General features: G+C 66.9%; 19 protein-coding genes and 1 tRNA gene. 9 read left to right on the forward strand and 11 right to left on the reverse strand.

The genetic code is table 11. The features are described from left to right. Positions 1-84: 84 nt before the first annotated feature. Positions 85-498: a globin gene (locus ASD42_RS26855; protein ID WP_056821556.1), complete on the reverse strand. Its 414-nt coding sequence runs from the start codon at positions 496-498 to the stop codon at positions 85-87. 164 nt (positions 499-662) lie between these two features. Here ASD42_RS26855 and ASD42_RS26860 point away from each other — a divergent pair, with 164 nt between their 5' ends. After that, positions 663-1,376 (forward strand): HNH endonuclease, encoded by a 714-nt coding sequence (locus tag ASD42_RS26860; protein ID WP_235569835.1) that lies wholly within the window; start codon positions 663-665, stop codon positions 1,374-1,376. A 19-nt stretch (positions 1,377-1,395) separates the two neighbouring features. On the opposite strand, the gene ASD42_RS26865 is transcribed toward ASD42_RS26860, so the two are convergent. Next, positions 1,396-1,965, reverse strand: a complete 570-nt coding sequence (locus ASD42_RS26865; RefSeq protein ID WP_056821558.1) for a helix-turn-helix domain-containing protein — start codon at positions 1,963-1,965, stop codon at positions 1,396-1,398. A gap of 67 nt (positions 1,966-2,032) precedes the next feature. On the opposite strand from ASD42_RS26865, the gene ASD42_RS26870 reads away from it, so the two are divergent. Both ASD42_RS26870 and ASD42_RS26875 read left to right on the forward strand, forming a co-directional pair. After that, positions 2,033-2,725 carry an AzlC family ABC transporter permease gene (locus tag ASD42_RS26870; RefSeq protein ID WP_056821559.1) on the forward strand — a complete coding sequence of 231 codons (693 nt, stop codon included), beginning with the start codon at positions 2,033-2,035 and terminating at the stop codon, positions 2,723-2,725. Then, positions 2,722-3,042, forward strand: coding sequence for an AzlD domain-containing protein (locus tag ASD42_RS26875; RefSeq protein ID WP_056821560.1), 321 nt, complete (start codon positions 2,722-2,724; stop codon positions 3,040-3,042). The genes ASD42_RS26870 and ASD42_RS26875 overlap by 4 nt, the downstream gene beginning before the upstream one ends. Positions 3,043-3,057: 15 nt before the next feature. Here the strand turns inward: ASD42_RS26875 and ASD42_RS26880 are convergent, their stop codons facing one another. The 7 genes from ASD42_RS26880 to ASD42_RS26910 all read right to left on the reverse strand — a co-directional run bounded on the left by ASD42_RS26880 (position 3,058) and on the right by ASD42_RS26910 (position 14,781). Then, positions 3,058-3,729, reverse strand: coding sequence for a hypothetical protein (locus ASD42_RS26880; RefSeq protein ID WP_056821561.1), 672 nt, complete (start codon positions 3,727-3,729; stop codon positions 3,058-3,060). Between the two features lie 4 nt (positions 3,730-3,733). Further along, positions 3,734-4,108 carry an acyl-CoA thioesterase gene (locus ASD42_RS26885; RefSeq protein WP_235569853.1) on the reverse strand — a complete coding sequence of 125 codons (375 nt, stop codon included), beginning with the start codon at positions 4,106-4,108 and terminating at the stop codon, positions 3,734-3,736. A gap of 92 nt (positions 4,109-4,200) precedes the next feature. Beyond that, the gene (locus ASD42_RS26890) at positions 4,201-9,087 is read right to left on the reverse strand and encodes an NAD-glutamate dehydrogenase (RefSeq protein WP_056821562.1); all 4,887 of its coding nucleotides are present in this window, start codon (positions 9,085-9,087) and stop codon (positions 4,201-4,203) included. A 232-nt stretch (positions 9,088-9,319) separates the two neighbouring features. Beyond that, positions 9,320-10,996: an energy-dependent translational throttle protein EttA gene (gene ettA / locus ASD42_RS26895; protein WP_056821564.1), complete on the reverse strand. Its 1,677-nt coding sequence runs from the start codon at positions 10,994-10,996 to the stop codon at positions 9,320-9,322. A 69-nt stretch (positions 10,997-11,065) separates the two neighbouring features. Further along, entirely contained in the window at positions 11,066-11,632 is a 567-nt protein-coding gene (locus ASD42_RS34035; protein WP_084787324.1) for a single-stranded DNA-binding protein, read from the reverse strand. Positions 11,633-11,758: 126 nt separating this feature from the next. Beyond that, positions 11,759-12,736 (reverse strand): serine/threonine dehydratase, encoded by a 978-nt coding sequence (locus ASD42_RS26905; protein WP_235569836.1) that lies wholly within the window; start codon positions 12,734-12,736, stop codon positions 11,759-11,761. Continuing rightward, the gene (locus ASD42_RS26910; protein WP_056821565.1) at positions 12,733-14,781 is read right to left on the reverse strand and encodes a cytochrome c oxidase assembly protein; all 2,049 of its coding nucleotides are present in this window, start codon (positions 14,779-14,781) and stop codon (positions 12,733-12,735) included. Before ASD42_RS26910 ends, ASD42_RS26905 begins: the two co-directional genes overlap by 4 nt. A gap of 137 nt (positions 14,782-14,918) precedes the next feature. Here ASD42_RS26910 and ASD42_RS26915 point away from each other — a divergent pair. Beyond that, positions 14,919-14,992: transfer RNA gene (locus ASD42_RS26915), tRNA-Arg, on the forward strand. 99 nt (positions 14,993-15,091) lie between these two features. On the opposite strand, the gene ASD42_RS26920 is transcribed toward ASD42_RS26915, so the two are convergent. After that, a complete protein-coding gene (locus ASD42_RS26920; RefSeq protein ID WP_056821566.1) occupies positions 15,092-16,063 on the reverse strand; it encodes an antibiotic biosynthesis monooxygenase in 972 nt (323 codons plus the stop codon). A gap of 1 nt (position 16,064) precedes the next feature. Further along, a complete protein-coding gene (locus ASD42_RS26925) occupies positions 16,065-16,631 on the reverse strand; it encodes a nucleoside deaminase (protein ID WP_056821567.1) in 567 nt (188 codons plus the stop codon). Positions 16,632-16,909: 278 nt separating this feature from the next. On the opposite strand from ASD42_RS26925, the gene ASD42_RS26930 reads away from it, so the two are divergent. The 5 genes from ASD42_RS26930 (at position 16,910) to ASD42_RS26950 (ending at position 22,114) form a co-directional block, all read left to right on the forward strand. Continuing rightward, positions 16,910-18,553, forward strand: a complete 1,644-nt coding sequence (locus ASD42_RS26930) for an MFS transporter (protein ID WP_056821569.1) — start codon at positions 16,910-16,912, stop codon at positions 18,551-18,553. 59 nt (positions 18,554-18,612) lie between these two features. After that, the gene (locus ASD42_RS26935) at positions 18,613-19,152 is read left to right on the forward strand and encodes an OmpA family protein (RefSeq protein ID WP_056821570.1); all 540 of its coding nucleotides are present in this window, start codon (positions 18,613-18,615) and stop codon (positions 19,150-19,152) included. A gap of 351 nt (positions 19,153-19,503) precedes the next feature. Continuing rightward, positions 19,504-20,292 (forward strand): ABC transporter permease, encoded by a 789-nt coding sequence (locus ASD42_RS26940; protein WP_063893743.1) that lies wholly within the window; start codon positions 19,504-19,506, stop codon positions 20,290-20,292. Further along, positions 20,285-21,118, forward strand: coding sequence for an ABC transporter permease (locus ASD42_RS26945; protein ID WP_056821572.1), 834 nt, complete (start codon positions 20,285-20,287; stop codon positions 21,116-21,118). Before ASD42_RS26940 ends, ASD42_RS26945 begins: the two co-directional genes overlap by 8 nt. 3 nt (positions 21,119-21,121) lie before the next feature. Continuing rightward, on the forward strand, positions 21,122-22,114 hold the full coding sequence (locus ASD42_RS26950; RefSeq protein ID WP_056821873.1) for an ABC transporter ATP-binding protein: 993 nt from the start codon (positions 21,122-21,124) through the stop codon (positions 22,112-22,114). The last annotated feature ends 2 nt before the right edge of the window (positions 22,115-22,116 follow it).

Genomic DNA, 22,116 nt, shown 5'->3' on the forward strand with positions numbered 1-22,116 from the left:
CTGCGGGAGACTCGCTGTACGCCCCTAGGTCACATCGGGGCGTTTTGCAGGGAGGCTGCGGGAGACTCGGTGTACGCCCCTGGGTCACATCGGGGCGTTTTGCAGGGAGGCTGCGGCCATTTGGAAGTAGTCCAGCAGGGCCTTGCGGTGTTCGTCGTCCAGGATCGACGGTTCGATCTCACCGACGGCGATCCGCATGCACCGCATCCAGGCGTCGCGCTCGAGCGGCCCGATGACGAACGGGTTGTGGCGCATGCGCAGGCGCGGGTGTCCGCGCTCGTCGGAGTAGGTGCGCGGACCACCCCAGTACTGTTCGAGGAACATCCGGAACCGGCGCTCGGCCGGACCGAGGTCCTCCTCCGGGTACAACGGACGCAGGATCTCGTCGGCCGCGACCTCGCGATAGAAGACCGACACCAGACGGCGAAACGTCTCCGCGCCGCCCACGGCTTCGTAGAAGGAGGTCGTTGTCTGCTCACCGGAAGTCACGCGTTCCATTGTGCCCCGATCGCCACGGTCACGAACGCGCTGCCCTTCAACCACAGTTCATCCGGAAGTTTGAAAAATAGCCGTGCAATACCGCCGGAACCATGGTCAACTGAGGGCAGTATCGGCCCCAGATACCACATGATCCTGCCAATCATGAAATTGAGGTCAAGAGGATGAAGCAGCGACCGGGCGCCCGTTCACACGAGGCGCGAACGCACCGACAACTCCAGCCCGCCGACGTCCACAATCGTGGCTCGGGGGCTGTTCCGCTGCATATCCTGTCCGATCACCATCCGGGCGCACACGGTCTTCACGACCTGCCGCATATCCCCGCGCCGCTGCATCTCGCCGGAGACCACGACGCCGCCGCATGGCGCAAACGCCGGGTCCTCCTCCTCAACGCCACCTACGAGCCGCTCACCGCGCTGTCCGCGCGTCGCGCTGTCGTGCTGCTGATCTGCGCCAAGGCCGACGCCGTCCACGACGATCCCGAAGGCCCGGTCCTGCACTCCGCGGGCTCCGAAGTAGCGATTCCGTCCGTCATCCGCCTGCGCACCTACGTGCGGGTGCCCTACCGCGCCCGCGTGCCGATGACCCGCGCCGCGCTCATGCATCGCGACCACTACCGATGCGGTTATTGCGGCGGCAAAGCCGAGACCATCGACCACGTGATCCCCCGCAGTCGCGGCGGCGAGCACTCGTGGGAGAACTGCGTCGCCAGCTGCGCCCCCTGCAATCACCGCAAGGCCGACAAGATGCTGGCCGACCTGGGCTGGCACCTGCGCCACCCGCTGGTCTCCCCCAAGGGCCCGCACTGGCGGCTGCTGTCCACCACCGCCGATCTGGACCCGATCTGGTTGCAGTACCTCGGCGAAGGAGCCGCCTGACACACCGCGCTCGAGCAGTTCAGGCGCTCTCGATGACCATCGTCGCCCAGGTTCCTGGTTCGAGGGCTTCGAAGATGTGTGGGAGATCACCCAGGTAGCGAATGTAGTCGCCGGGGCGCATTTCCACGGGCTCGTCGGCCGGGCCGGCCATGGCGCGCCCCGCCGCGAGCACGACGTGTTCCACGACGCCGGGAGTGTGCGGCTCCGAGCGCCGGGTGTGACCGGGTTCGGCCGCGATGCGATAGACGTCGCAGCGGGTGAGTGACTGGCCTGCTGCGAGCAATGTCACCCGATAGTCGGCGTCGGCTGCCGGGACCGGCGAACCCTCGTCGGCGCGGATCACCTGGACGTTGGATCGAGGCGGGTCGAGCAGCCGGGAGAACGGCATCTCCAGGGCAACGCACAGTGCCCACAGGGTTTCCAGGCTGGGATTGCCGGTACCCGATTCCAGTTGGGACAGTGTGGATTTCGCGACGCCTGCCCGATTGGCGACCTCGGTCAGCGATAAGCCCGCGCGGGCGCGTTCGCGGCGCAGCGCCGCGGCGATCACCGCCTGGGGCGGTCCGACGACAGGGTCCTGCCGGTCCATCTACGCCTCCTGAGGGCTGGCGATACCGCGTTGACTTTACCCACCTTGTGCGTTCAATATAAACAACATGCGTTCGATCTGGCGAACACTCGACCGGGGAACCGTGGCTGCCGTAGCCGCGGCATGCTTTGCCGTCGGCCTGTTCGGTGTGTCCTACGGCGCGTCGACGATCGCGGCCGGGTTCCCGATGTGGATGCCGATCGTGATGGCGGTGACGGTGCTGGCAGGCGGGTCGGAGCTGCTGTTCTTCGGGATCATCGCGGCCGGGGGCAGTCCGCTGGCGGCGGTGGTCGCCGGACTGCTGCTCAACGCGCGACACCTGCCGTACGGGTTGTCGGCGCCGGAGGTATTCGGGCGCGGCTGGAAACGGGTGCTCGGCATCCACGTCCTCAACGACGAGTCGGTGGCCTTCGCCGCCGCGCCTGGCGATCAGGAACGTAAACGCGCCGCGTACTGGGCCTGCGGGATCGGAGTCGCGCTGTGCTGGCCGCTCGGGGCGACCCTCGGTGCGGCGCTGGGTTCGCTGGTGCCCGATACCTCGGCACTCGGACTGGACGCGGTGTTCCCGGTGATTCTGCTGGCGTTGATCCTGCCCGCACTGCGCGATCGAGCCACGTTGCGGCCGGTGCTCGTCGGTGCGGGGTTGGCGGTGGTGGTCGCGCCGTACGTACCGGCCGGACTTCCGGTCCTGATCGCCTTGGGCGGGCTGGTCTTCGCACTGCGCCCGCCGACGCCTACCGCCGAGCCGGTCACGGCGTGAACGCGCCATACCTGCTCCCCGCCATGCTGGCGCTGGCCGTGGGAACGTACGCCCTGCGATGGACCGGCCCCGCGATGCGCCATCGACTGCGACTGTCCCCCAGGACAATCCATCTCCTGGACACCGGCGCCCTCATCCTGCTCGCCGCCCTGGTCGCGACAGCCACGCTGCCGACCGGCTCCGGCCACCTCGGCATCGCCCTGCCCGCCGGTGTCGGCGTCGGCGGAGTCCTAGCCTGGCGGCGCGCTCCCCTGCTCGTCACGGTGCTCGCCGCCGCCACGACAACCGCCCTGCTGCGACTGGTCGGCGTGCACTGACCCCGACCGCCGCATTCAGCTGGGCGACAACGGTATTCCCCCACCCAGCCGTCGCGCGACGGACCCGTACCGAGCATCCAACCGCAACCAGGTGCGGGTAGCACGGACCCGAACCAGCTCCGAGGGCTGGATCCGTCGCGACTCCGTCTTCTCCCCCGCGTGCGGAATGAAATCCATCGCGGTGAGCGCGAAGACGACGCGCATCGGTACCTGGACCTCGATATCTTCGGGGCCGGTGACGGTGAGAACCGACTGGTCGAGCAGCGAGGCGGGCGGCCCCTTGGGACCGCCGTGTTCGCGGGCCACATCCGCGCCGCGCTCGGCCAGCTCGACCAGGGTGCGCGCCGGGACGTCGTCGACATGGGTGAAGCCGTCGGTGGGCGGAAGGGCGCCACGCCAGGCGGAATCCATCGAGTAACCGAGGTCTATCGGGTGGCCGGTTCCCAGGCCGGCGAGGACCGCGTCCGCACCGACAGTGACATCGTCGACGCCGAGTTCAGCGGTGATCGTGCGCACCGCGAGAGTCTCGAACCCCGTTGCCACCCAGGCCGATACGAGGCTGGATCCCCGCCGCCGCAACCGGACGACAGCGGCCGGGTCGAGGCGGATGGCGCGGGTGAGGAAGGTGGCCAGGTTCTCGCGTTCGGCCGGGTCGGGCGTGTGTAGCACCCGCTGCTCGGAGCTCACGAAATCAGGCCCGCCACAGTGACAGGTAGTCGCGTTCGGACTCGCTGAGCCTACGCAGCCGCTGGGTGTCGATGTCGAACGCGGCGAGCTGGGTGGTCGCGAGGACCGCGGGCGGCGAATCGGGGGCCGCGCCGTTGGCACGCACCTCGTAGCCGACGGTGAAATCGACCGCGCGCAATTGCTTGACCCACATGGCGATGTCGAGCGGGGTGTCCTCGTGACGCAACTGCCCGCGGTACTTCACATGCAGGTCGACCAGCACACAGCCCTGCCGCCCCATCGACGCCGTCGGCTTGTCGTCACCGAACAGCCACGGAATCCGCGCCTCTTCCAGCAAGGTCACCATCCGAGCGTGGTTGACGTGCTGGAACACATCCATATCCGACCAGCGGATCTCGACCTTCGCGTGAAAACGCTGCGGCAACACCAGATCCGGTGCAGACGTGGCGATGTTGCCGTTCGGCGAACTCGTCACCGTGGTACCTCCGATTGGGCGCCCACCCCGCTCACCATGCTCCGCACCTGTCGCGCGGCAACCGACAGTGTGGCGAGGTCGTGGGTCCCGGACTCGAACAATTCCGACAGTGCCGCGCGCGCACGGCCCAGCCGGGACTGGTTCTTCGACTCCCAGTATGCAATTTTCTCGTCCGGCGTTTCCTCCGGGTCACCCGCGGACAGCACATCGAGGGTGAGCGAGCGCAACGAACCGTACATGTCGTCGCGCAGAGCGAGCCGGGCCAGCGCATGCCAGCGGTCGCCGCGTTCGAGGTGGCTCACCGCCTCGAGCAGCCAGTCGATCTTGAGATGGTCGTTGAGCGCGTAGTACAGGGCGCCCACCTCGGCACCGTCGCGATCGGTGATATCGGCGATATCGACGATGTCGAGCAATGGGAACATTCCGAGCAGCCCGAACACCTCGGTGGCCAGGTCGGTCGGTGCGCCATCGGCGATCAACTCGGCGGAGCCCTGGGTGAGCGAGGTGACGTGATGCCCGCGCAACCACCCCGGTACCTGCGGCGCCAGCTTCTGCACCCGGCGGTGGTACCGGTTGATCTCGGCGCCGACCGCGATCGGCTGTGGCCGGTTGCTCAGCAGCCAGCGCGATGCCCGATCCAACGTCCGCTTGGATTCCAGTTCCAGCAGGTCACAGACCCCGGCCGGAGCGTCGGCGCTGCGGATGCGCGACCACACGTCGTGCAGCTGGAAGATCTCGGAGGCCGCGGCGAACGCGCGCACCGTGTCGGAGGTGGTGGCGCCGACCTCTTCGTTGAGCCGATGGGCGTAGGTGATGCCGCCGTAGTCGACGACCTCGTTGACGATCATCGTGGTGATGATCTCGCGACGCAGCCGGTGCTTCTTGATCGCCGCACCGAACTGTTCACGCAGCGGTGTCGGGAAGTACAGCGGCAGCTTGCTCGCGAAATAGGTGCTGTCGGGCATGTCGGTATCGAGCAGGTCGGCCTTGAGTCCGAGCTTCACGTGCGCGAGCAGGTTGGCCAGTTCGGGTGAGGCGAGCCCGGCGCCCTCCTCGACGCGGCGAGCCAGTTCGGCCTTCGACGGCAACGCTTCGAGCTCCCGATCCAGGCCGCGTCGCTGCTCGAGGTCGGCGATCACCCGGCCGTGCACATTGAGCATCCCGGGCGCGTCGGTGCGTGCGATGCCGATCAGCACGTTCTGATCGACGTTGTCCTGCAACACCATTCGGGCGACCTCGTCGGTCATCGAGGCCAGCAGCGGATTACGGTCGGCGGCGGCGAGGTCACCGGCGCTGACCACGCCGTCGAGCAGGACCTTGATATTGACCTCGTGGTCGGAGCAGTCGACGCCCGCCGAGTTGTCCAAGGCATCGGTGTTCATCTTGCCGCCGCCGCGGCAGAACTCGATTCGGCCGAGCGCGGTGGCGCCCAGGTTGCCGCCCTCACCGATCACCTTGACCCGCAACTGGTTTCCGTTGACCCGCACCGCGTCGTTGGACTTGTCGCCCACCTCGGCATTGGATTCGGTGCTCGCCTTCACATAGGTCCCGATGCCGCCGTTCCACAGCAGCTGCACCGGCGCGAGCAGAATCGCGCGCACCAGCTCCGGCGGCGAGAGCGTCTGCACCGAGTCGGGCAGGCCGAGCGCGGTGCGCGCCTGCGGCGAGATCGGCACCGACTTCACGGTCCGATCGAAGACGCCGCCGCCCTCGCTGATCAGGCTCCGGTCGTACTCGGCCCACGAGGATCGCGGCAGCGCGAACAGCCGCTCACGTTCGGCGAAGGAACTCGCGGCGTCGGGGGTCGGGTCGAGGAAGATGTGCCGGTGGTCGAACGCGGCGACCAGCCGGATGTGCGGCGAGAGCAGCATGCCGTTGCCGAATACGTCACCGCTCATATCGCCGACGCCGACAACGGTGAATTCCTGGCTCTGGGTGTCGATGTCCATCTCACGGAAGTGGCGTTTGACCGCTTCCCACGCGCCCTTGGCGGTGATGCCCATCGCCTTGTGGTCGTAGCCCGCGGAGCCGCCGGAGGCGAAGGCGTCGCCGAGCCAGAAGCCGTAGCGCATGGCCACATCGTTGGCGATGTCGGAGAAGCTGGCAGTGCCCTTGTCGGCGGCGACCACCAGGTAGGTGTCGTCGCCGTCGCGGCGCACCACCCGCTCGGGCGGCAGCACCGCGCCGGTGGCCAGGTCGACATTGTCGGTGACATCGAGCAACCCGGAGATGAAGGTGCGGTAGCAGGCCACGCCCTCGGCGATGCTCGCCTGGCGGTCGACGGCCGGGTCACCGACCGGAGCGGGCGGACGCTTCACGACGAAACCACCCTTGGCGCCGACCGGCACGATCACCGCGTTCTTCACCGCCTGCGCCTTGACCAGCCCGAGAATCTCGGTGCGGAAGTCTTCGAGCCGGTCCGACCAGCGCAGACCGCCACGCGCCACCGAGCCGAAGCGCAGGTGCACGCCCTCGACGCGGGGCGAGTACACGAAGATCTCGAATTGCGGTCGCGGCTTGGGCAATTCGACGATCTCGCGCGGCTCCACCTTCAGCGCCAGGTATTCACGCGGGCGACCTTCGGCGTCGAGGACGTAGTTGTTGGTTCGCAGCGTGGCCTTGATCAGCCCGAGCATGGCGCGCAGGATGCGGTCGGCGTCCATGCTGACCACTTCGTCGATCCCGGCCCGTACCCGTGTCTCGAGCTCGACGACGGCGTCGGCGGAAACCGTTTCCGGGTCGAATCGAGCGGCGAACAGGTCGACGAAATCGCGTGCGACCTCGGGATGAGCCAGCAGCACCCGCGCGATATTGACCTGCGAGTACGGGAACCCGGCCTGCTGCAGGTATTTCGCGTACGCACGCAGGATCGCGACCGACCGCCACGGCAGGCCCGCGCGCAGCACGAGTTCGTTGAGACCGTCGGCTTCGGCCCGGTCGTACCAGACCGCTTCGAAGGCATCGGTGAACCGGGTGCGCAAGGCGTCGACCTGACTCGGCGCTTCGAGCAGTGCGGCGTCGAGGTCGCCGCCGAGTGCGTTGCGCACCAATTCGGGACGGGCTTGCAGGCCGAAATCGTAGATCCAGCGCTCGGTGCCGCCCTCGCATTCGAGCTGGTAGGGCCGTTCGTCGACCACCTCGACGCCCAGGCTCTGCAGCACCGGGAGCACCTGGCTCAGCGATACGCCGGAGCCGGCGATGTAGAGGCTGAACCGCCATGAACCGGGCTCCGCTTCGGGCCTGCGGTACAGGTACTGGTCGATGCCGCCGTCGGTGAGCTGTTCGAGGCGACCGATGTCGGCCAGCGCGCGAGCGGGCGCGAAGTCCTCCTTGTAGCTTTCGGGCAGTGCGTCCGAATACCGTTTCACCACAGCGGGATCGAGCACGGTGGAGGAGGCGACCGCGTCACCGATCCGGTCGTCCCAGGTGTGGCTGGCCGCGTTGAGCAGGTTCTGCAGGCGCAGCCGGTTGTCCTCGGAGGTGTCGGGGGCGGCCTCGCCGGTGGCTTCGCCGGGCAGCATCACCGTGAAATACACACTGGCGAGCTCGCTTTCGCTCACCCGCGCCGAGTAGTCGATATCGACACCGCCGAGCTCGGCGACCAGGATCTCCTGCATCTCCAGACGCACCGCGGTGGTGTAGCGATCGCGCGGCAGGTACACCATGCAGGCCACGAAGCGGCCATAGGCGTCGCTGCGCAGGAAAAGCCGGACCTGCCTGCGCAATCCGACGCCGAGCACCGCGACGGCGGTGCGGCGCATGGTCTCGGTGTCCGCGGAGAACAGTTCGGTGCGCGGGAAGGACTCGATCACCTCGAGCATCGCCTGCCCGGAGTACGAACCCTTGTCGAACCCCGCCCCCTCGATCGCCGTGCGCACCCGGCGGTTGATCACCGGGATGTCGAGTACGTTCTCGTGCACCGCGCTCACGGTGAACACCCCGATGAACAGGTGCACACCCACCTCGACGCCCGCGGCGTCGATATCGGCGACACCGACGAAGTACGGGTACACCGAGCGGTGCACGGTCGCGCGCACCAGGCCCTGGGTGAGCAGCAGCAGCGGGCGGTCTTCACCGTTGATGGGCACCTGGAAATCGGTACCGACATCGGGGCGAAGGACGCCCAGGCTCGCGCCGGGCACCGAGGTGGACACCGTGTGGCCTGCCTCGACGCCGCGCTGATAGCGGGCATAACCGAGCAGGGTGAAGTTGCCCGCGGCCAGCCAGCGCAGCAGCTGAGCGCAATCGGCCACATCGACGCCGGGGAACGGCGTGGAGCCCGCGGCGGCGGCACGGTCGAGCTCATCGGCGAGCGAGCTCTGCACCGCGGCCATGGCTTCGGTGTCGTCGATCACCTGGCGGACATCGTCGATCACCTCGGGCATGGTGCGTTCGATGTGATCGAGCTGGGCCCTGCTCGTCGACGGGTGCAGCTGCAGGTGCATCCACGATTCGGTCAGCCCGGTCGCGCCGTGGCCGTCCACCTCGTGCGCCGCGGCGCCGGTGAGATGGCCGTTCTCGTCGCGGGTGACCTCGAAGATCGGGTGGATCACCTCGGAGACACTCACCTGCATCCGGCCCAGCGCCGCGGTGATCGACTCCACCAGCAGGGGCATGTCGTCGGTGACGACCTGTACCGCCGCGCCCATCCCGGTCCCGTCGTCGGGGTGGTGCACTCGCACCGTGGCCTTGCCGGGGCGACGAACGGCGGCCAATTCCATGTGGTGCCGGAAGATCTGGGTGATTCCGGGGATCGGGAAGTCCACGTCACCGGCGTCGACGTGTCGGAAATACGCCTCCTCGAGAGTCGCGAGATCGCCGCGCAAACTCTGCGGCATCCCCGCAGCCCACGCAGCGCTGGAGATTTCCGACGAGACCGTCATCGTTTAGCCCACTCCCATGGATTGTGGTTCGCTTCGAGTTCGCAACTCAGGTGACGCATTTTCGAGACTAGCTCCGGCTACTCGAACCTGCTCAGGGAATTCGGGCTTGCCGCGCCGGTAACTTGCGGAATGCTGGGTGAACGCCAGGGGCTCCGATCGGCACAACGCCGACGGCCCGGCGGAGCGACCGTTCACAGATCGTTCCACCGGGCCGTCATGCGGGCCACGAGAATCAGTCGCGCGTCAGCTTGCGGTGCGTAACACGGTGTGGGCGAGCGGCTTCGGCGCCCATACGCTCGATCTTGTTCGCCTCGTACGCTTCGAAGTTGCCCTCGAACCAGTACCACTTGGCGTCGTTGTCGTTGTCGCCTTCCCACGCCAGGATGTGGGTGCAGGTGCGATCGAGGAACCACCGGTCGTGGGAGATCACGACGGCGCAGCCGGGGAACTGGTCGAGCGCGTTCTCGAGCGAACCGAGGGTTTCGACGTCGAGGTCGTTGGTCGGTTCGTCGAGCAGGATCAAGTTGCCGCCCTCCTTGAGAGTCAGCGCCAAGTTCAGGCGGTTGCGCTCACCACCGGAGAGCACACCGGCCGGCTTCTGCTGATCCGGTCCTTTGAAGCCGAACGCGCTGACGTAGGCGCGCGAGGGCATCTCCTGGTTGCCGACCTGGATGAAGTCCAGGCCGTCGGAGACAACCTGCCAGACGTTCTTCTTCGGGTCGATGCCTCCGCGGTTCTGGTCGACATAGCTCAGCTTGACCGTCTCGCCGACCTTCACCTCACCGCTGTCGGGCGATTCGAGACCGACGATGGTCTTGAACAACGTCGTCTTACCGACACCGTTGGGTCCGATGACGCCGACGATGCCGTTGCGCGGCAGCGTGAACGACAGATCCTTGATGAGCTGACGATCGCCGTAGCCCTTGTCCAGGTGCGAGACGTTGACCACGATGTCACCCAGTCGCGGACCCGCGGGGATCTGGATCTCCTCGAAGTCCAACTTGCGGTGCTGCTCGGCCTCGGCCGCCATCTCCTCGTACCGACCCAGTCGAGCCTTGTTCTTGGCCTGACGGGCCTTGGCGCCGGAGCGGACCCAGGCCAGCTCGTCCTTGAGGCGCTTCTGCAGCTTCTGGTCCTTCTTGCCCTGGACCTCGAGGCGCTGCGCCTTCTTCTCCAGGTAGGTGGAGTAGTTGCCCTCGTAGCCGATCGCGCGACCGCGGTCCAGCTCCAGGATCCACTCGGCGACATTGTCGAGGAAGTACCGGTCGTGGGTGACGGCCAGCACGGCGCCCGGGTAATCGGCGAGGTGCTTCTCGAGCCAGAGCACACTCTCGGCGTCGAGGTGGTTGGTCGGTTCGTCGAGCAGCAGCAGATCGGGCTTGCTCAGCAGCAACTTGCACAGCGCGACACGGCGACGCTCGCCACCGGAGAGGTTGGTGACCGGCTCGTCCGGCGGCGGGCAGCGCAGCGCGTCCATGGCCTGCTCGAGCTGGGAGTCGACATCCCAGGCGTCGGCGTGGTCGAGGAACTCCTGGAGCTTGCCCATCTCATCCATGAGCTCGTCGGAGTAGTCGGTGGCCATCAGTTCAGCGATCTCGTTGAACCGATCCAGCTTGACCTTGACCTCGCCGAGGCCCTCCTCCACGTTGCCGCGGACGGTCTTCTCCTCGTTCAGGTCCGGTTCCTGCATGAGGATGCCGACCGTGGCGCCCGCGCCGAGGAACGCCTCACCGTTGTTCGGCCGGTCGATTCCCGCCATGATCTTCAGCACGCTGGATTTACCCGCGCCGTTGGGCCCCACCACACCGATCTTGGCGCCGGGAAGGAAGTTCAAGTACACGTCGTCGAGGATGACTTTGTCGCCGTGTGCTTTGCGAACCTTGATCATCTGATAAATGAACTCAGCCATACGCGGAAGCCTATCGGTGGGAGAAACGGGGACGGGATACGGAAGGGTCGAGTGCCGCGGAAACGACCCTCATGCGTCGACCTGCTCGGCACCGTTGGTGCTGGACACCACGTCCGGCGATCGCGCGGGGACAGCATCCGCCACGGTCGTACAGGCTACGGCAACGGCTTCGGTCGACGCATACCCGGTGGCAGCGTCGTCGGCCTCCGGTAGGGCAGCGCCGCGAGGGTCGGAAATATTCCGCACCGCCGCGTGCGGCAGCGACCGCATGCCTTCGGCCCGGCGAACAACGCTCGCGTGGCATCGCGCCAGATCCGGCCCGACCGCGATCGCGCGCATCTCCAGATCCCGCCGCTCGGTGCCGTCCTTGCCGCGGTACTCGTGCGAGCGGAGTTGCCCGTAGGCGATGACCGGGTCGCCACGGTGCAACGATCGATCCACCCCTGCCACCAGCCTGCGCCAGCACGAAACCGTGAGATACAGCGTGCCGCTGTCGGTCCACTCCCCTGTTTCGGCGTCGAAGCGGCGCGAATTGCTCGCCATCCGGAAGGTCAGCATCTGCTCGCCGTTCCGGAGATCGCGCCGCATCGGATGGGTGATGACGGTCCCGACCACCGTCGCGTGTGCCTCGTACATCGTGTTCGCCCCCGCTCGAATACACCGTTGTTGCTCTGACCACTCAACAATGACGTGGCGAACGGGGGTGTGGGAGGCGCGGAGTGAATCTGTGGATGAATCGGGCGTGTGTGGATATCGACCGTGTCAGAGGACGGGAAGCTCGGTATTCGCCCCGCACAGGACCACAATCGGGCGTACGCCGGGCTCCGGCAGGTACACGCCGCTCTGCACAGCGGCCAGCGCGGCGGCGCCTTCGAGCTCGACCACCACGCGGAATTCACGCCACAGGTATTCGCGAGCGGCGCCGACCGCGTCGTCGGCGACCGCGAGAGCGGGCATCTGGTGTCGGCGGGCGATATCGAAGGCGATATCGCCGACCCGGGTCGCGCACAGCAGCTCGGTAGCCCGCGGCGGTACGTCGATATCGACCGGTCTTCCTGCCGCGAGGGCCGCCGACAGCACCGGGATGTGCTCGGATTCGATGCCGACGATCTCCCTGCGCTTGCCCAACGCGGCGCCGAGGCCCGCGATCAGCCCTCCCCCACCGACCGCGGCCAGCACCGGTGGCCTGCCGCGTACCTGTTCTTCCAGCTCCAGCCCGATGACACCGGCGCCGGCCACCACAGCAGGCATGTCGTAGGCGTGCAGGTGGTCGGCCCCGCGCTCGGCGGCCAAGGTGAGGGCCCGACGTTGCGCCTCGGCATAGCTCGTTCCGTGCCACAGCACTTCGGCGCCGTGCGCCCACATCGCGGCCACCTTGGTGTGCGGCGCGGACTCCGGCACGACGATCGTGCATTCCTTGCCCAGCTGCGCGGCGGCCAACGCGACCGCTATGCCCGCATTGCCCGCCGAGGCGACAACCACATGGTCGGCGCCGCTCTCGGTGGTCAGCAGGGCATTGAGCGCGCCGCGCACCGTGAATGTGCCGCCGTGCTGCAGGAATTCCATTTTCAGTGAGACCGGCACCGGCCCGTTCGGCCCCTCCACACTCGTGTGGAACACCGGCGTCTTGCGCACCCGCCCGGCCAACCGCCGTCGCGCCGAGCGCACATCGGTGCGCAGCACCCGCTCCGGCTCGGCTCGCTCGGTCGATTCACTCGCCGACACACCGGATCGGCTCACCGGCGGACCTCGCCGTCCCGACGCGCCAGTTCGGCGTACATCGCGTTGTAGGCGGTCAGGTCTGCGTCGTTGTCGCGGTCGGCGGCCCGGTCGGTGCGTTTGGCCAGCTTGCTGTCGCTGCGTGACCACTGGATCAGCAGCGCGAGCATCACCACGACCAGCGGAACCTCACCGCTGGCCCAGGCGAAACTGCCGCCGTTGCGCTGATCGGCGAGCAGGTCGATGTTCCAGCCCAGGTCGAGGGTGCGATAGAACCAGTCGCCGAGCACGGTCGTCATGCTCATCAGCGCGATGCCGAAGAACGCGTGGAACGGCAGCGTGCCGAACACCATCGCGAGCTTGGTCAGCGGCGCCACCTCGCGCGGCTTGGGATCGATGCCGATCACCACCCAGTAGAACAGGTAGCCGCTGAGCAGGAAGTGCGTGTTCATCATCAGATGGGCGGCGTGCGAGTCGACGTAGGTGTCGAAGATGCCGCCCAGGTACAGCGCGTAGAACCCGGCGACGAAGATCACCGATGCCACCACGGGCTGGGTGAGGAAGCGTGAGACCGGGTTGTGCACGGCCGCCAGAATCCACTCGCGCGGGCCGGGCACACCGCCGCGTCCGGCGGGTGGGAGCGCGCGCAAGGCCAAGGTCACCGCTCCACCGAGGGCGAGCAGGATCGGCCCGAGCATCGACAGCGCCATATGTGCGCCCATGTGCACGCTGAACATCGCCGGTGCGTAGCGCCCGACCCCCGACGACGTGGCCAGCAACAGCACCAGGCAGCCGCTGCACCAGGCGATGGTGCGGCCGACCGGCCAGGCGTCCCCGCGCTTGCGCATTCGATGGACACCGAGCAGGTAGAGCGCGGCGAGCACGATAGCCAAGGTTCCGAAGATCAGGTCGAAGCGCCAGTCGAACAGCAGGCGGCTCACCGTGGGCGGGCCCGCGAGGTTGTAGCCGAGTTCCACTTCGACCGGCGTCGGCACCGTGGTCGGTGGCGGCGGCGGAGTACGGCCGAGGCCGACGGCCAGCCCGATGGTCGCGGCGAAGATCAGCATCTCCACGCCCGCGAAACGGATGAGCGCGCCGCGGTCGCGCGGGTCGGCGGCCAGCGCGGGCAGCGAGGCCCGGCGCTGCAGGTAGCCGATGGCGCCGAGCACCAACAGCGCGGCTGCTTTCGCGAGGACGAGTCTGCCGTAGGTGGTGGTGAAGAGGTCCGATACCGGCACTCGCACCCAGGCGTTGACCACACCGCTGATGCCGATCACCACGATCGAGATGGTCGCGGCCACCGAGAATCGCCGGGCGGCGATATCGGTATTCGCGCCGCCGCGCATCGCGTGCGCCAGGACCGCGACCAGGCCGCCCACCCAGACCGAGGCCGACACCATGTGCAGGATCAGCGAATTGGTCGCCACATCGTGGGACCCGCCGGAAGACGAATGCCCGGTCAGCGCCAGCGGCATCATGGTCACGAACGCGCCGACCAGCAGCACCGGCGTCCAGCCCCACCGCAGCGCGCAGCGGCAGCCGATCGCCACGATCAGCGCGAACAACACCGTTGTCCGCCAGGCGCCCGCCACCTCGACCTGCGTGATCACCGGCCACAGCACTTCGGGTCGCCAGAGGGCGCTCACCGGCTGACCGGTCGTATCCGACACCGTCAACGGCACCAGCAGCGCAGCACTCGCGGCCCACACCAGCGCGGCGTCCGAGGCCCGCCGAACCGCCCGATATCCACCGACGTCGAGCAGACCCCCGCCCCGCGGGGGCAGCAGAAACGCCGCGAACAACAGGGACCCGACGGTCACCGCGGCAGCAAGATCGGCCACCGCGCGCAGCGCGGGCAATCCATATGTTGTCAACGCCCCGGGATCGGGTATACCGAGCAAACTGAGCGCGTGCGCCGCCGACAACCCGACCACCATGGCCGCGACCACCGCGGCGATACACCCGGCCACGACGCTGAGCACACCGAACGACGCCGCCGGACCCGATTCCGCCGGTGGTCCGCCGTCGACGGCGGGTCCCGCGGTGGAGTCCTGCGATAACGACATGACAACGAGGGTAGTTCGGCGTGCCCGGCCACGCCCTCATGGGGCGTCACACCCGAGCCCCCGCTCGACGATCCGGTCAGTCGCTATACTTTTCGAGCTGGACAGCACGGCCGACTTCGGCCAAGGTGGATGCGACTGCCTCCGTAGCTCAGTTGGATAGAGCAAGGGCCTTCTAATCCCTAGGTCGCAGGTTCGATTCCTGCCGGGGGCGCAAAGCGGCCCTGACCTGCATGAACATGGGGTCAGGGCCGCCGCGGGCTCCGAGCGCGACGCTCTACCAGCCAGGGACTTTCGCACCAGCGAGTACACGTCACGGAAGCGTCCAGAACACCCTTGTCACCAGGTAGAAGAAGAGTGCGGCGAAGGTCAGGAAACCCACCGAACAGGCGAGTCCGACCAGGTCGGTTCGGGGGTCGGGGCGTGGGCCCGATCGCATCCAGAATCCCAGCGCGCGGGTGACGATCGGCATCACCACCCAGGTCAGCAGGCTGACCGACAGGATGTTCCCGACCAACAGGCTGATCCACAGCTGCGCGCCCGGCCAGATCTCGGCGATGACCACAGTCAGGATCACGACCGTCGGATACAGCCCTACCAGGACCGACAGTGCCGTCTTCCACGCCGCGGGACCGCCTTCCGCGCCGGTCTGACTCGGCGGAAACCACGACCCGTAGGGGTTGGCGATGCGGTGAACCTCGAACTCGCTGAAGTCCGGCGCTTCCTCGAGCAGCGCCTTGCGCTGGGGTGATTCGAGCCAATGGTCGAGATGCTCGGCCGAGGCGAAGGAATAGATGATCGTCCAGTCACTCTGGACACCGGGAATCGGCCGATGCAGCCCGGATCCGCGAAAGCCTCGAAAGGTCCGCTCGACCTCGGTCACGCGGTCCTGCCAGGCGATGAATTCCGTCTCACGTTCGGGCGCAACGGGATGCGAGACGACGACGGTCACCACCTCTTCGTCCGGTTCGTCGACCAGCACATGCTGCGTCGACGGCTGCTCGAACAGCGCCGTTCCTCTCGCGATGAGTTCGTCGCGGGTATCGCTGGCGAGCCAGCGCTCGAGGTTGATGATGCTGTCGAACCGATACACGACCGACCAGTCGGACTGGGCGTCACCCGGTGGCGTCACCTCGGCGCCGAGGAATCCCGGGAAGGCCGCCGCAGCGTCGTTGACCTCGGCCTGCCACCGTCGGAACTCGACCTCGCGGCCGACTCGAGGCTGCTGCGTGATGACCACCGTCGCCGAGGCCGGCCTCGGCGACGGTGCTGTCGACGCCGCCATGTCAGTACGGGTGCTTATCGGGTTTTTCGGCCCAGGTCTTGTACGCTTCGGCGCCCAGATCCCTGCGGAACTGCTCGATTTTCACGGACCGTTCGGGCAGCGGCCTCGTGAAGTCCTCGTATTGATACGCGTCGTCGAAGCCGATTTCGCTGGTGTCGGCCAGATCGCTCGCGAAATGCACGGCATCGAGTCGCGCCCAATAGATGGCGCTCATACACATGGGACAGGGTGCGCCGCTGATGAATATCTCCATCCCCATCAACATTCTCGCGCGTTCCGGGACCTTGTCGGCCGATCCCTCGGGTCGCGGGACCATTTCGAGCGTCGCCTCGTTCTGGTGCTCCTTGGCAATGGTCGGGGCCTCGCCGTTGAGTACCAGGGCAGCCTTGCGGATGGTTTCTATCTCGGCGTGCGCGGTGGCGTCACCAGTGAGTAGCACTCGATTCTGCCCTCGCGCGACGATCTCTCCATCCTTCGCGATGACGGCGCCGAACGGTCCGCCCCAATCGTTGTCGACAGACTCTTTGGCCAGTCTGCAAGCCTCTTCCATGAGTTGATCCGGTGTCATCGGACATTGCACCTCGCAGTGTGGTTCGGACGTCGTTCACCTGACGGCCTTTCGATGCCGTCGCGGCTCCGACCACACGCATAATTTCGGCCTATGCCGCACATCGAATCTACCTCCGGCCGGGCCGCTGCGGAATAGCCGTGAAATAGCGAGGCGTTGACGTCGGGTTCTGCCGACTCACCCTTTTCGGGTGAGCCGCGCACGCTGTCGGTGTGTGAATCTGAGCATCGTCCCTCTGGTCACAGAAGCGAGGCCCCGATGCCCGAGAGCCCCGGCTCATGAGTTCGAGCGGCCCGTCGCGTGCGGTGGCCGCCGGATCCGGGGTGGTGCTGCTGGTGCTGGCGTCCGGTCAGTTCCTGATGACGCTGGACACCTCGGTGATGAACGTGTCGATGGCGCAGGTCGCCGAGGACCTCGACACCACCATCACCGGCATCCAGACGGCCATGACCTTGTACACGCTCGTCATGGCGACCTTGATGATCACCGGCGGCAAGGTGGGCACCATCATCGGCCGACGTCGAGCGTTCGCGATCGGTCTCGTCATCTACGGGGCGGGTTCGCTGACCACCTCGTTGGCGCCGAGCCTGCCCGTGTTGCTGCTGGGCTGGTCACTGCTGGAAGGCATCGGCGCCGCCTTGATCATGCCCGCGATCGTCGCCCTGGTCGCGGCCAACTTTCCGCCCGAGCGCCGCAGCGCCGCCTACGGTATGGTCGCCGCGGCCGGTGCGATGGCCGTCGCCGCGGGGCCACTGATCGGTGGCGCGGTGACCACATTCGCGTCGTGGCGGTATGTGTTCGCCGGCGAGTCGGTCCTGGTCGTGATCATCCTTCTCGCACTACGTCGGATCAACGACGTCGCGCCGGCGAAGGTCCGGATCGACCTGATCGGTTCGGTGCTCTCCGTCCTCAGTCTCGGCATGATCGTCTACGGCGTGCTGCGGTCGAGTGAGTGGGGTTGGGTCCAACCCAAACCCGGCGGCGCCACTATCGTCGGGCTCTCGCCGGTCGTGTGGCTGCTACTGAGCGGAATGCTGCTGCTCTATGTCTTCGCGCGCTGGCAGAACCACCTCGCCGATACCGGCGGCGAGCCGTTGGTCGACCCCGCGCTGTTCCGCAATCGGCAGCTCACCGGCGGGCTCACGATGTTCCTCGGCCAGTTCACAGTGCAAGCCGGGGTGTTCTTCACCGTTCCGCTGTTCTTGACCGTTGTCCTGGAACTCAGCGCTTTGCAGACCGGACTGCGCCTGGTTCCGCTGTCGGTGGCATTGCTGCTGTCCGCCGTCGGAATACCGAAGATCTGGCCGCGCGCCAATCCTCGCCGCGTCGTCCGGGCCGGAATGGCCGCCATGATCGTCGGCATCCTCTTCCTCGTGGCAGGCATGGATCCCGGCGCCGACGCGGGTGTGGTCGCCATCCCCATGTTGTTGATGGGAGTGGGATTGGGAGCCTTGGCATCTCAGCTCGGCGCGGTCACCGTGTCGGCCGTGCCGAACGAGCAGAGCGCCGAGGTAGGCGGGTTGCAGAACACGGCGTCCAATCTCGGTGCGTCCCTGGGAACGGCGTTGGTCGGATCGGTACTCATCGCGACGCTGAGTGCCTCGGTCGTCGCCGGGATCAACGACGACCCCGATGTGCCGCCCGCGGTGAAACAACAAGCCACCACCGAATTGGCCGCAGGCGTCCCCTTCCTGTCCGACACCCAACTGCGGGAGGCGTTGCGCGACAACGCAATTCCCGAGCCGCAGGCCACCGAGATCCTCGAGGTCAACGAGGAGGCCCGCCTGGACGCGCTGCGAGTCGCGTTCTCCCTGACCGCCCTTCTCGCCATCGCGGCACTGTTCGGCACCGGGCGGATCCCCCGGCACTCGCAGGTCGGATCCGCTCCAACGAGTTCGAAGCCGCCTGCTCCGGGCGACTGATCGAAGCACCACGCACGCAAGGCCCACTTGTCCGCCATTCGACAGACCAGGAGACTCCGATGAACGTCAGAAACAGCATCTGTGGGATCGCATCGATCGCGGTGGTCGTGCTGCTGACCGCGGCGTGCAGCTCCGACGATGACGCGTCCGCCCCGGCGGTCACCTCGACCGTCACCTCGACGACGACCGACACCGACCCCATGCGCAGCAGCGTCGCCTCGACGGCGTCCTCGGTCGTCAGCTCCGTGCGCGCCACCGCGCAACAAGCGGTTCAAGACGCGATCAACACGGTCTTGTCCGCCGCACCGATCACCTTCGACGAGGGCAGTTCCGACCTCGGCGCCGTCGCCGCCGCGACCCTCCAAGCGGTAGCGCTCCCGTTGCAGGGCAACGACACCGAGATCCAGATCACGACCTACGCCCAGGATTCGAATGTCGCCGAGGCCAAAACCCTGGCCGAGGCACGCGGTGACAACATCGCGGCCGCGCTCGAGGGCGCCGGCGTCGACAAGTCGCGCATCACGGTGAAGTCCGACGCGAATCCCTCCGACCCGGAGGTCGACGCCAACGAGGCCACGATCACGGTGGTCGACAAATAACCGGTCGTCGCCACCACCCGCATATATCGTCGTGACCTGCACCGATGCTGACCACGGTGATGCGATGCCGGGAGAGGGTCCGGGGCCGGGTAATCTTTCGCCCCATGTGGATCATCCTTGCCATCTCCGTGGTCAGCTCGGTCGCCATCGCGATCTTGTTCGCGACGGGCTTCCCCAAGGACTGAGCATGTCCCGATAGCCCCGCGCGCGGCGAGCACCAGCGATACGTGCCGTTTCCGTCCTGATTCTGGGCGATCGGCATAGAGTTGACTGATTGTGCGGGGCAATGTGGTGGGGGATGGTGGGCTTGCTTTCGCAGTGCGGCGTCGTCGCAAGCCTGGGGCTTTCCGGGTGTATTGGACGTTGGCGCGGGCGGGGTTCAAGCGGCAGGCGCAATACAAGCTGGCGATGTTCGCCGGGCTGTTCACCAACTGTGTGTTCGGGTTCGTCCGTGCGGCCGTGATGGTCGCGGCGGTGCGTGCCGCCGGTGATTTCGGCGGGTACGACGAGGGAACCATCGGCGCCTATGTGTGGTTGTCGCAGGCGCTGTTGGGCGCCACCCAGTTCATGGGGCCGCAGATCGATCTGGTCGACCGGATCAAATCCGGTGACGTGGCGATCGATTTCCTGCGCCCGATCGACGTCCAACTCGGCTACCTGGCCACCGATATGGGCCGCGCCGCCTGCACGATCCTGCCGCGTGGGGTGCCGAGCATCGTCATCGGCGCTGCCACCTTCGGCCTGTCGATGCCGAGCACGCCGGTGGCCTACGTACTCGGCCTGATCAGTGTGCTGCTGGCGGTGGCGTTGTCGTTTCTGTGCCTGTTCGCGGTGGCGCTGATCGGGTTCTGGGTGGTCGAGATCCGCGGTATCCGGGTGCTGTATCAGATCGTCGGAACGTTCCTGGCCGGGCTTTTCGTCCCGGTGCACATGTTCCCCGACTGGCTGCGTGTCGTGGCCATGTCTACGCCGTTTCCCTCCATCCTGCAGGCCCCGATCGATACGCTGTCAGGGCGGGCCGCTGGGTCGGAGGCCATGATCATCGTTGCGATACAAGGCTTCTGGGTGCTGGCGATCGGACTGCTCGGCAGGGTGTTGCTGCGGGCGGGACAACGCAGGCTGGAGGTACAGGGTGGCTGAACCGGATTCCGCGCGCGTTGTTGCCGGGACCTGGTTGACTCCCTATCTCGCAGTATTGCGTTCGCGTGTGAAAGCCCAGCAGGTGTACCGACTCTCGTTCGCCACCGAGGTGTTCAGCGCCTTCCTGATCGGGCTGGTGGAGTTCGGTGAGGTGTGGGTGATCTTCCACAATGTCGGCACCCTCGGCGGCCTCGATGTCGACGCGGCGCTGCTGCTGTTCGGGTTGTCCAACACCTCGTTCGCGCTGGCCCAGGTCGCGGTCGGGCACCTGGACTCGCTGCCGTCGATGATTCGGATGGGCACCCTCGACGCATATCACCTTCGCCCGCAACCACTGCTGTTGCAGCTGGTGACCAGTGACATCTCGTTACGCAGACTCGCACGGGCCGCGGTCGCGGTGATCGTGCTCGGGATCGGGCTGTGGCGCAACGATATCGATTGGGGCATCGCCCCGGTTACCTTGATCGTGATCACCCTGCTCAGTGGAATTGCGCTGTTCTGTGGCCTTTTCGTATGCGCAGCCGGACTACAGTTCTTCTTGATAGACGGTGCCGAGCTCACCAACAGCTTCACCTACGGCGGGTCGTTCGCCGCGATGCAGCCGGCCTCTGTGTTCCCGACACCGCTGAAACTGTTGTTCGGGTTCGCGATTCCCGTCGCGTTCACGGCGTACGTGCCGACCATCGCCCTACTCGGACTGCCGGGGCCGCCGCTGCTGCCCGCGTGGTCGGCGTGGCTCACGCCACTCGCCGCGGCGTGGGTGTGGCTGCTCGCATCGGCGGCATGGCGGATCGGTACGAGGCACTATCAGGGAGGAGGGGGATAGATGATGGACGAGCACGAGCACCAGGAACCGATCATCGACATCGATGACCTCACCCGGCAATTCACCGTCTACCGCAAGAACGGCCGACGCTGGCGCAGACATCGCGACACCATCACCGCCGTCGACCGCATGAGTTTCCGGATCGAACGCGGCTCCGCGGTCGGCTATATCGGCGCCAACGGCGCGGGCAAGTCGACGACCATCAAGATGCTCACCGGCATCCTCGTGCCGACCACCGGAACTGTGCGCACCTGCGGCCTCGAGCCGGTGCGTCAGCGAAAGGAACTCGCCTCGCGCATCGGGGTCGTGTTCGGGCAGCGTTCGCAACTGTGGTGGGATCTGCCACTGCACGAGTCGTTTTCGATCCTGGCGGCGATCCACCGCCTCGATCCCGATATCGCCGACAAGCGGACCCACGAACTGGTGGAACAGCTGGAAATGGCCGACACCCTCGACACCCCGGTCCGCCAGCTCTCGCTCGGTCAGCGGATGCGCGCGGAAGTGGCGGCCGCACTGTTGCATTCGCCCGAATTGGTGATCCTGGACGAGCCGACGATCGGCCTCGATGTGCTGTCCAAACAGCGATTACGTGAGTTCCTGCGCGCCGAACGGATCGAGCGCGGCACCACGCTGCTGCTCACCACCCACGATATGGGCGATATCGAACGACTCTGCGATCGGGTGCTCGTCGTCGATTACGGCAGGTTGGTGTACGACGGTTCACTGGCCGGGCTCGGCGCCACCGTCGGCGCGCGCCGGGTACTGGTGGTCGACCTGGCCGCTCCCACACCAGATCTCGATGACCTGCCGTGCGGGGCACAGTTGCTGTCCAGCGAGGCGGGCGGCATGCGCCAGCGCCTCGCCTTCGACGCCGAGAAGACAACCGCGGCGGCTTTACTGGCGGCGGTGTCGGACCGGGCGCAGGTGCGCGATCTGTCGATCGAGGAACCCGATATAGAAGACGTGGTCCGCCGGATCTACGAGTCGACCCGCTGAAT

It is taken from the genome of Nocardia sp. Root136, assembly GCF_001427185.1.
GTDB lineage: Bacteria > Actinomycetota > Actinomycetes > Mycobacteriales > Mycobacteriaceae > Nocardia > Nocardia salmonicida.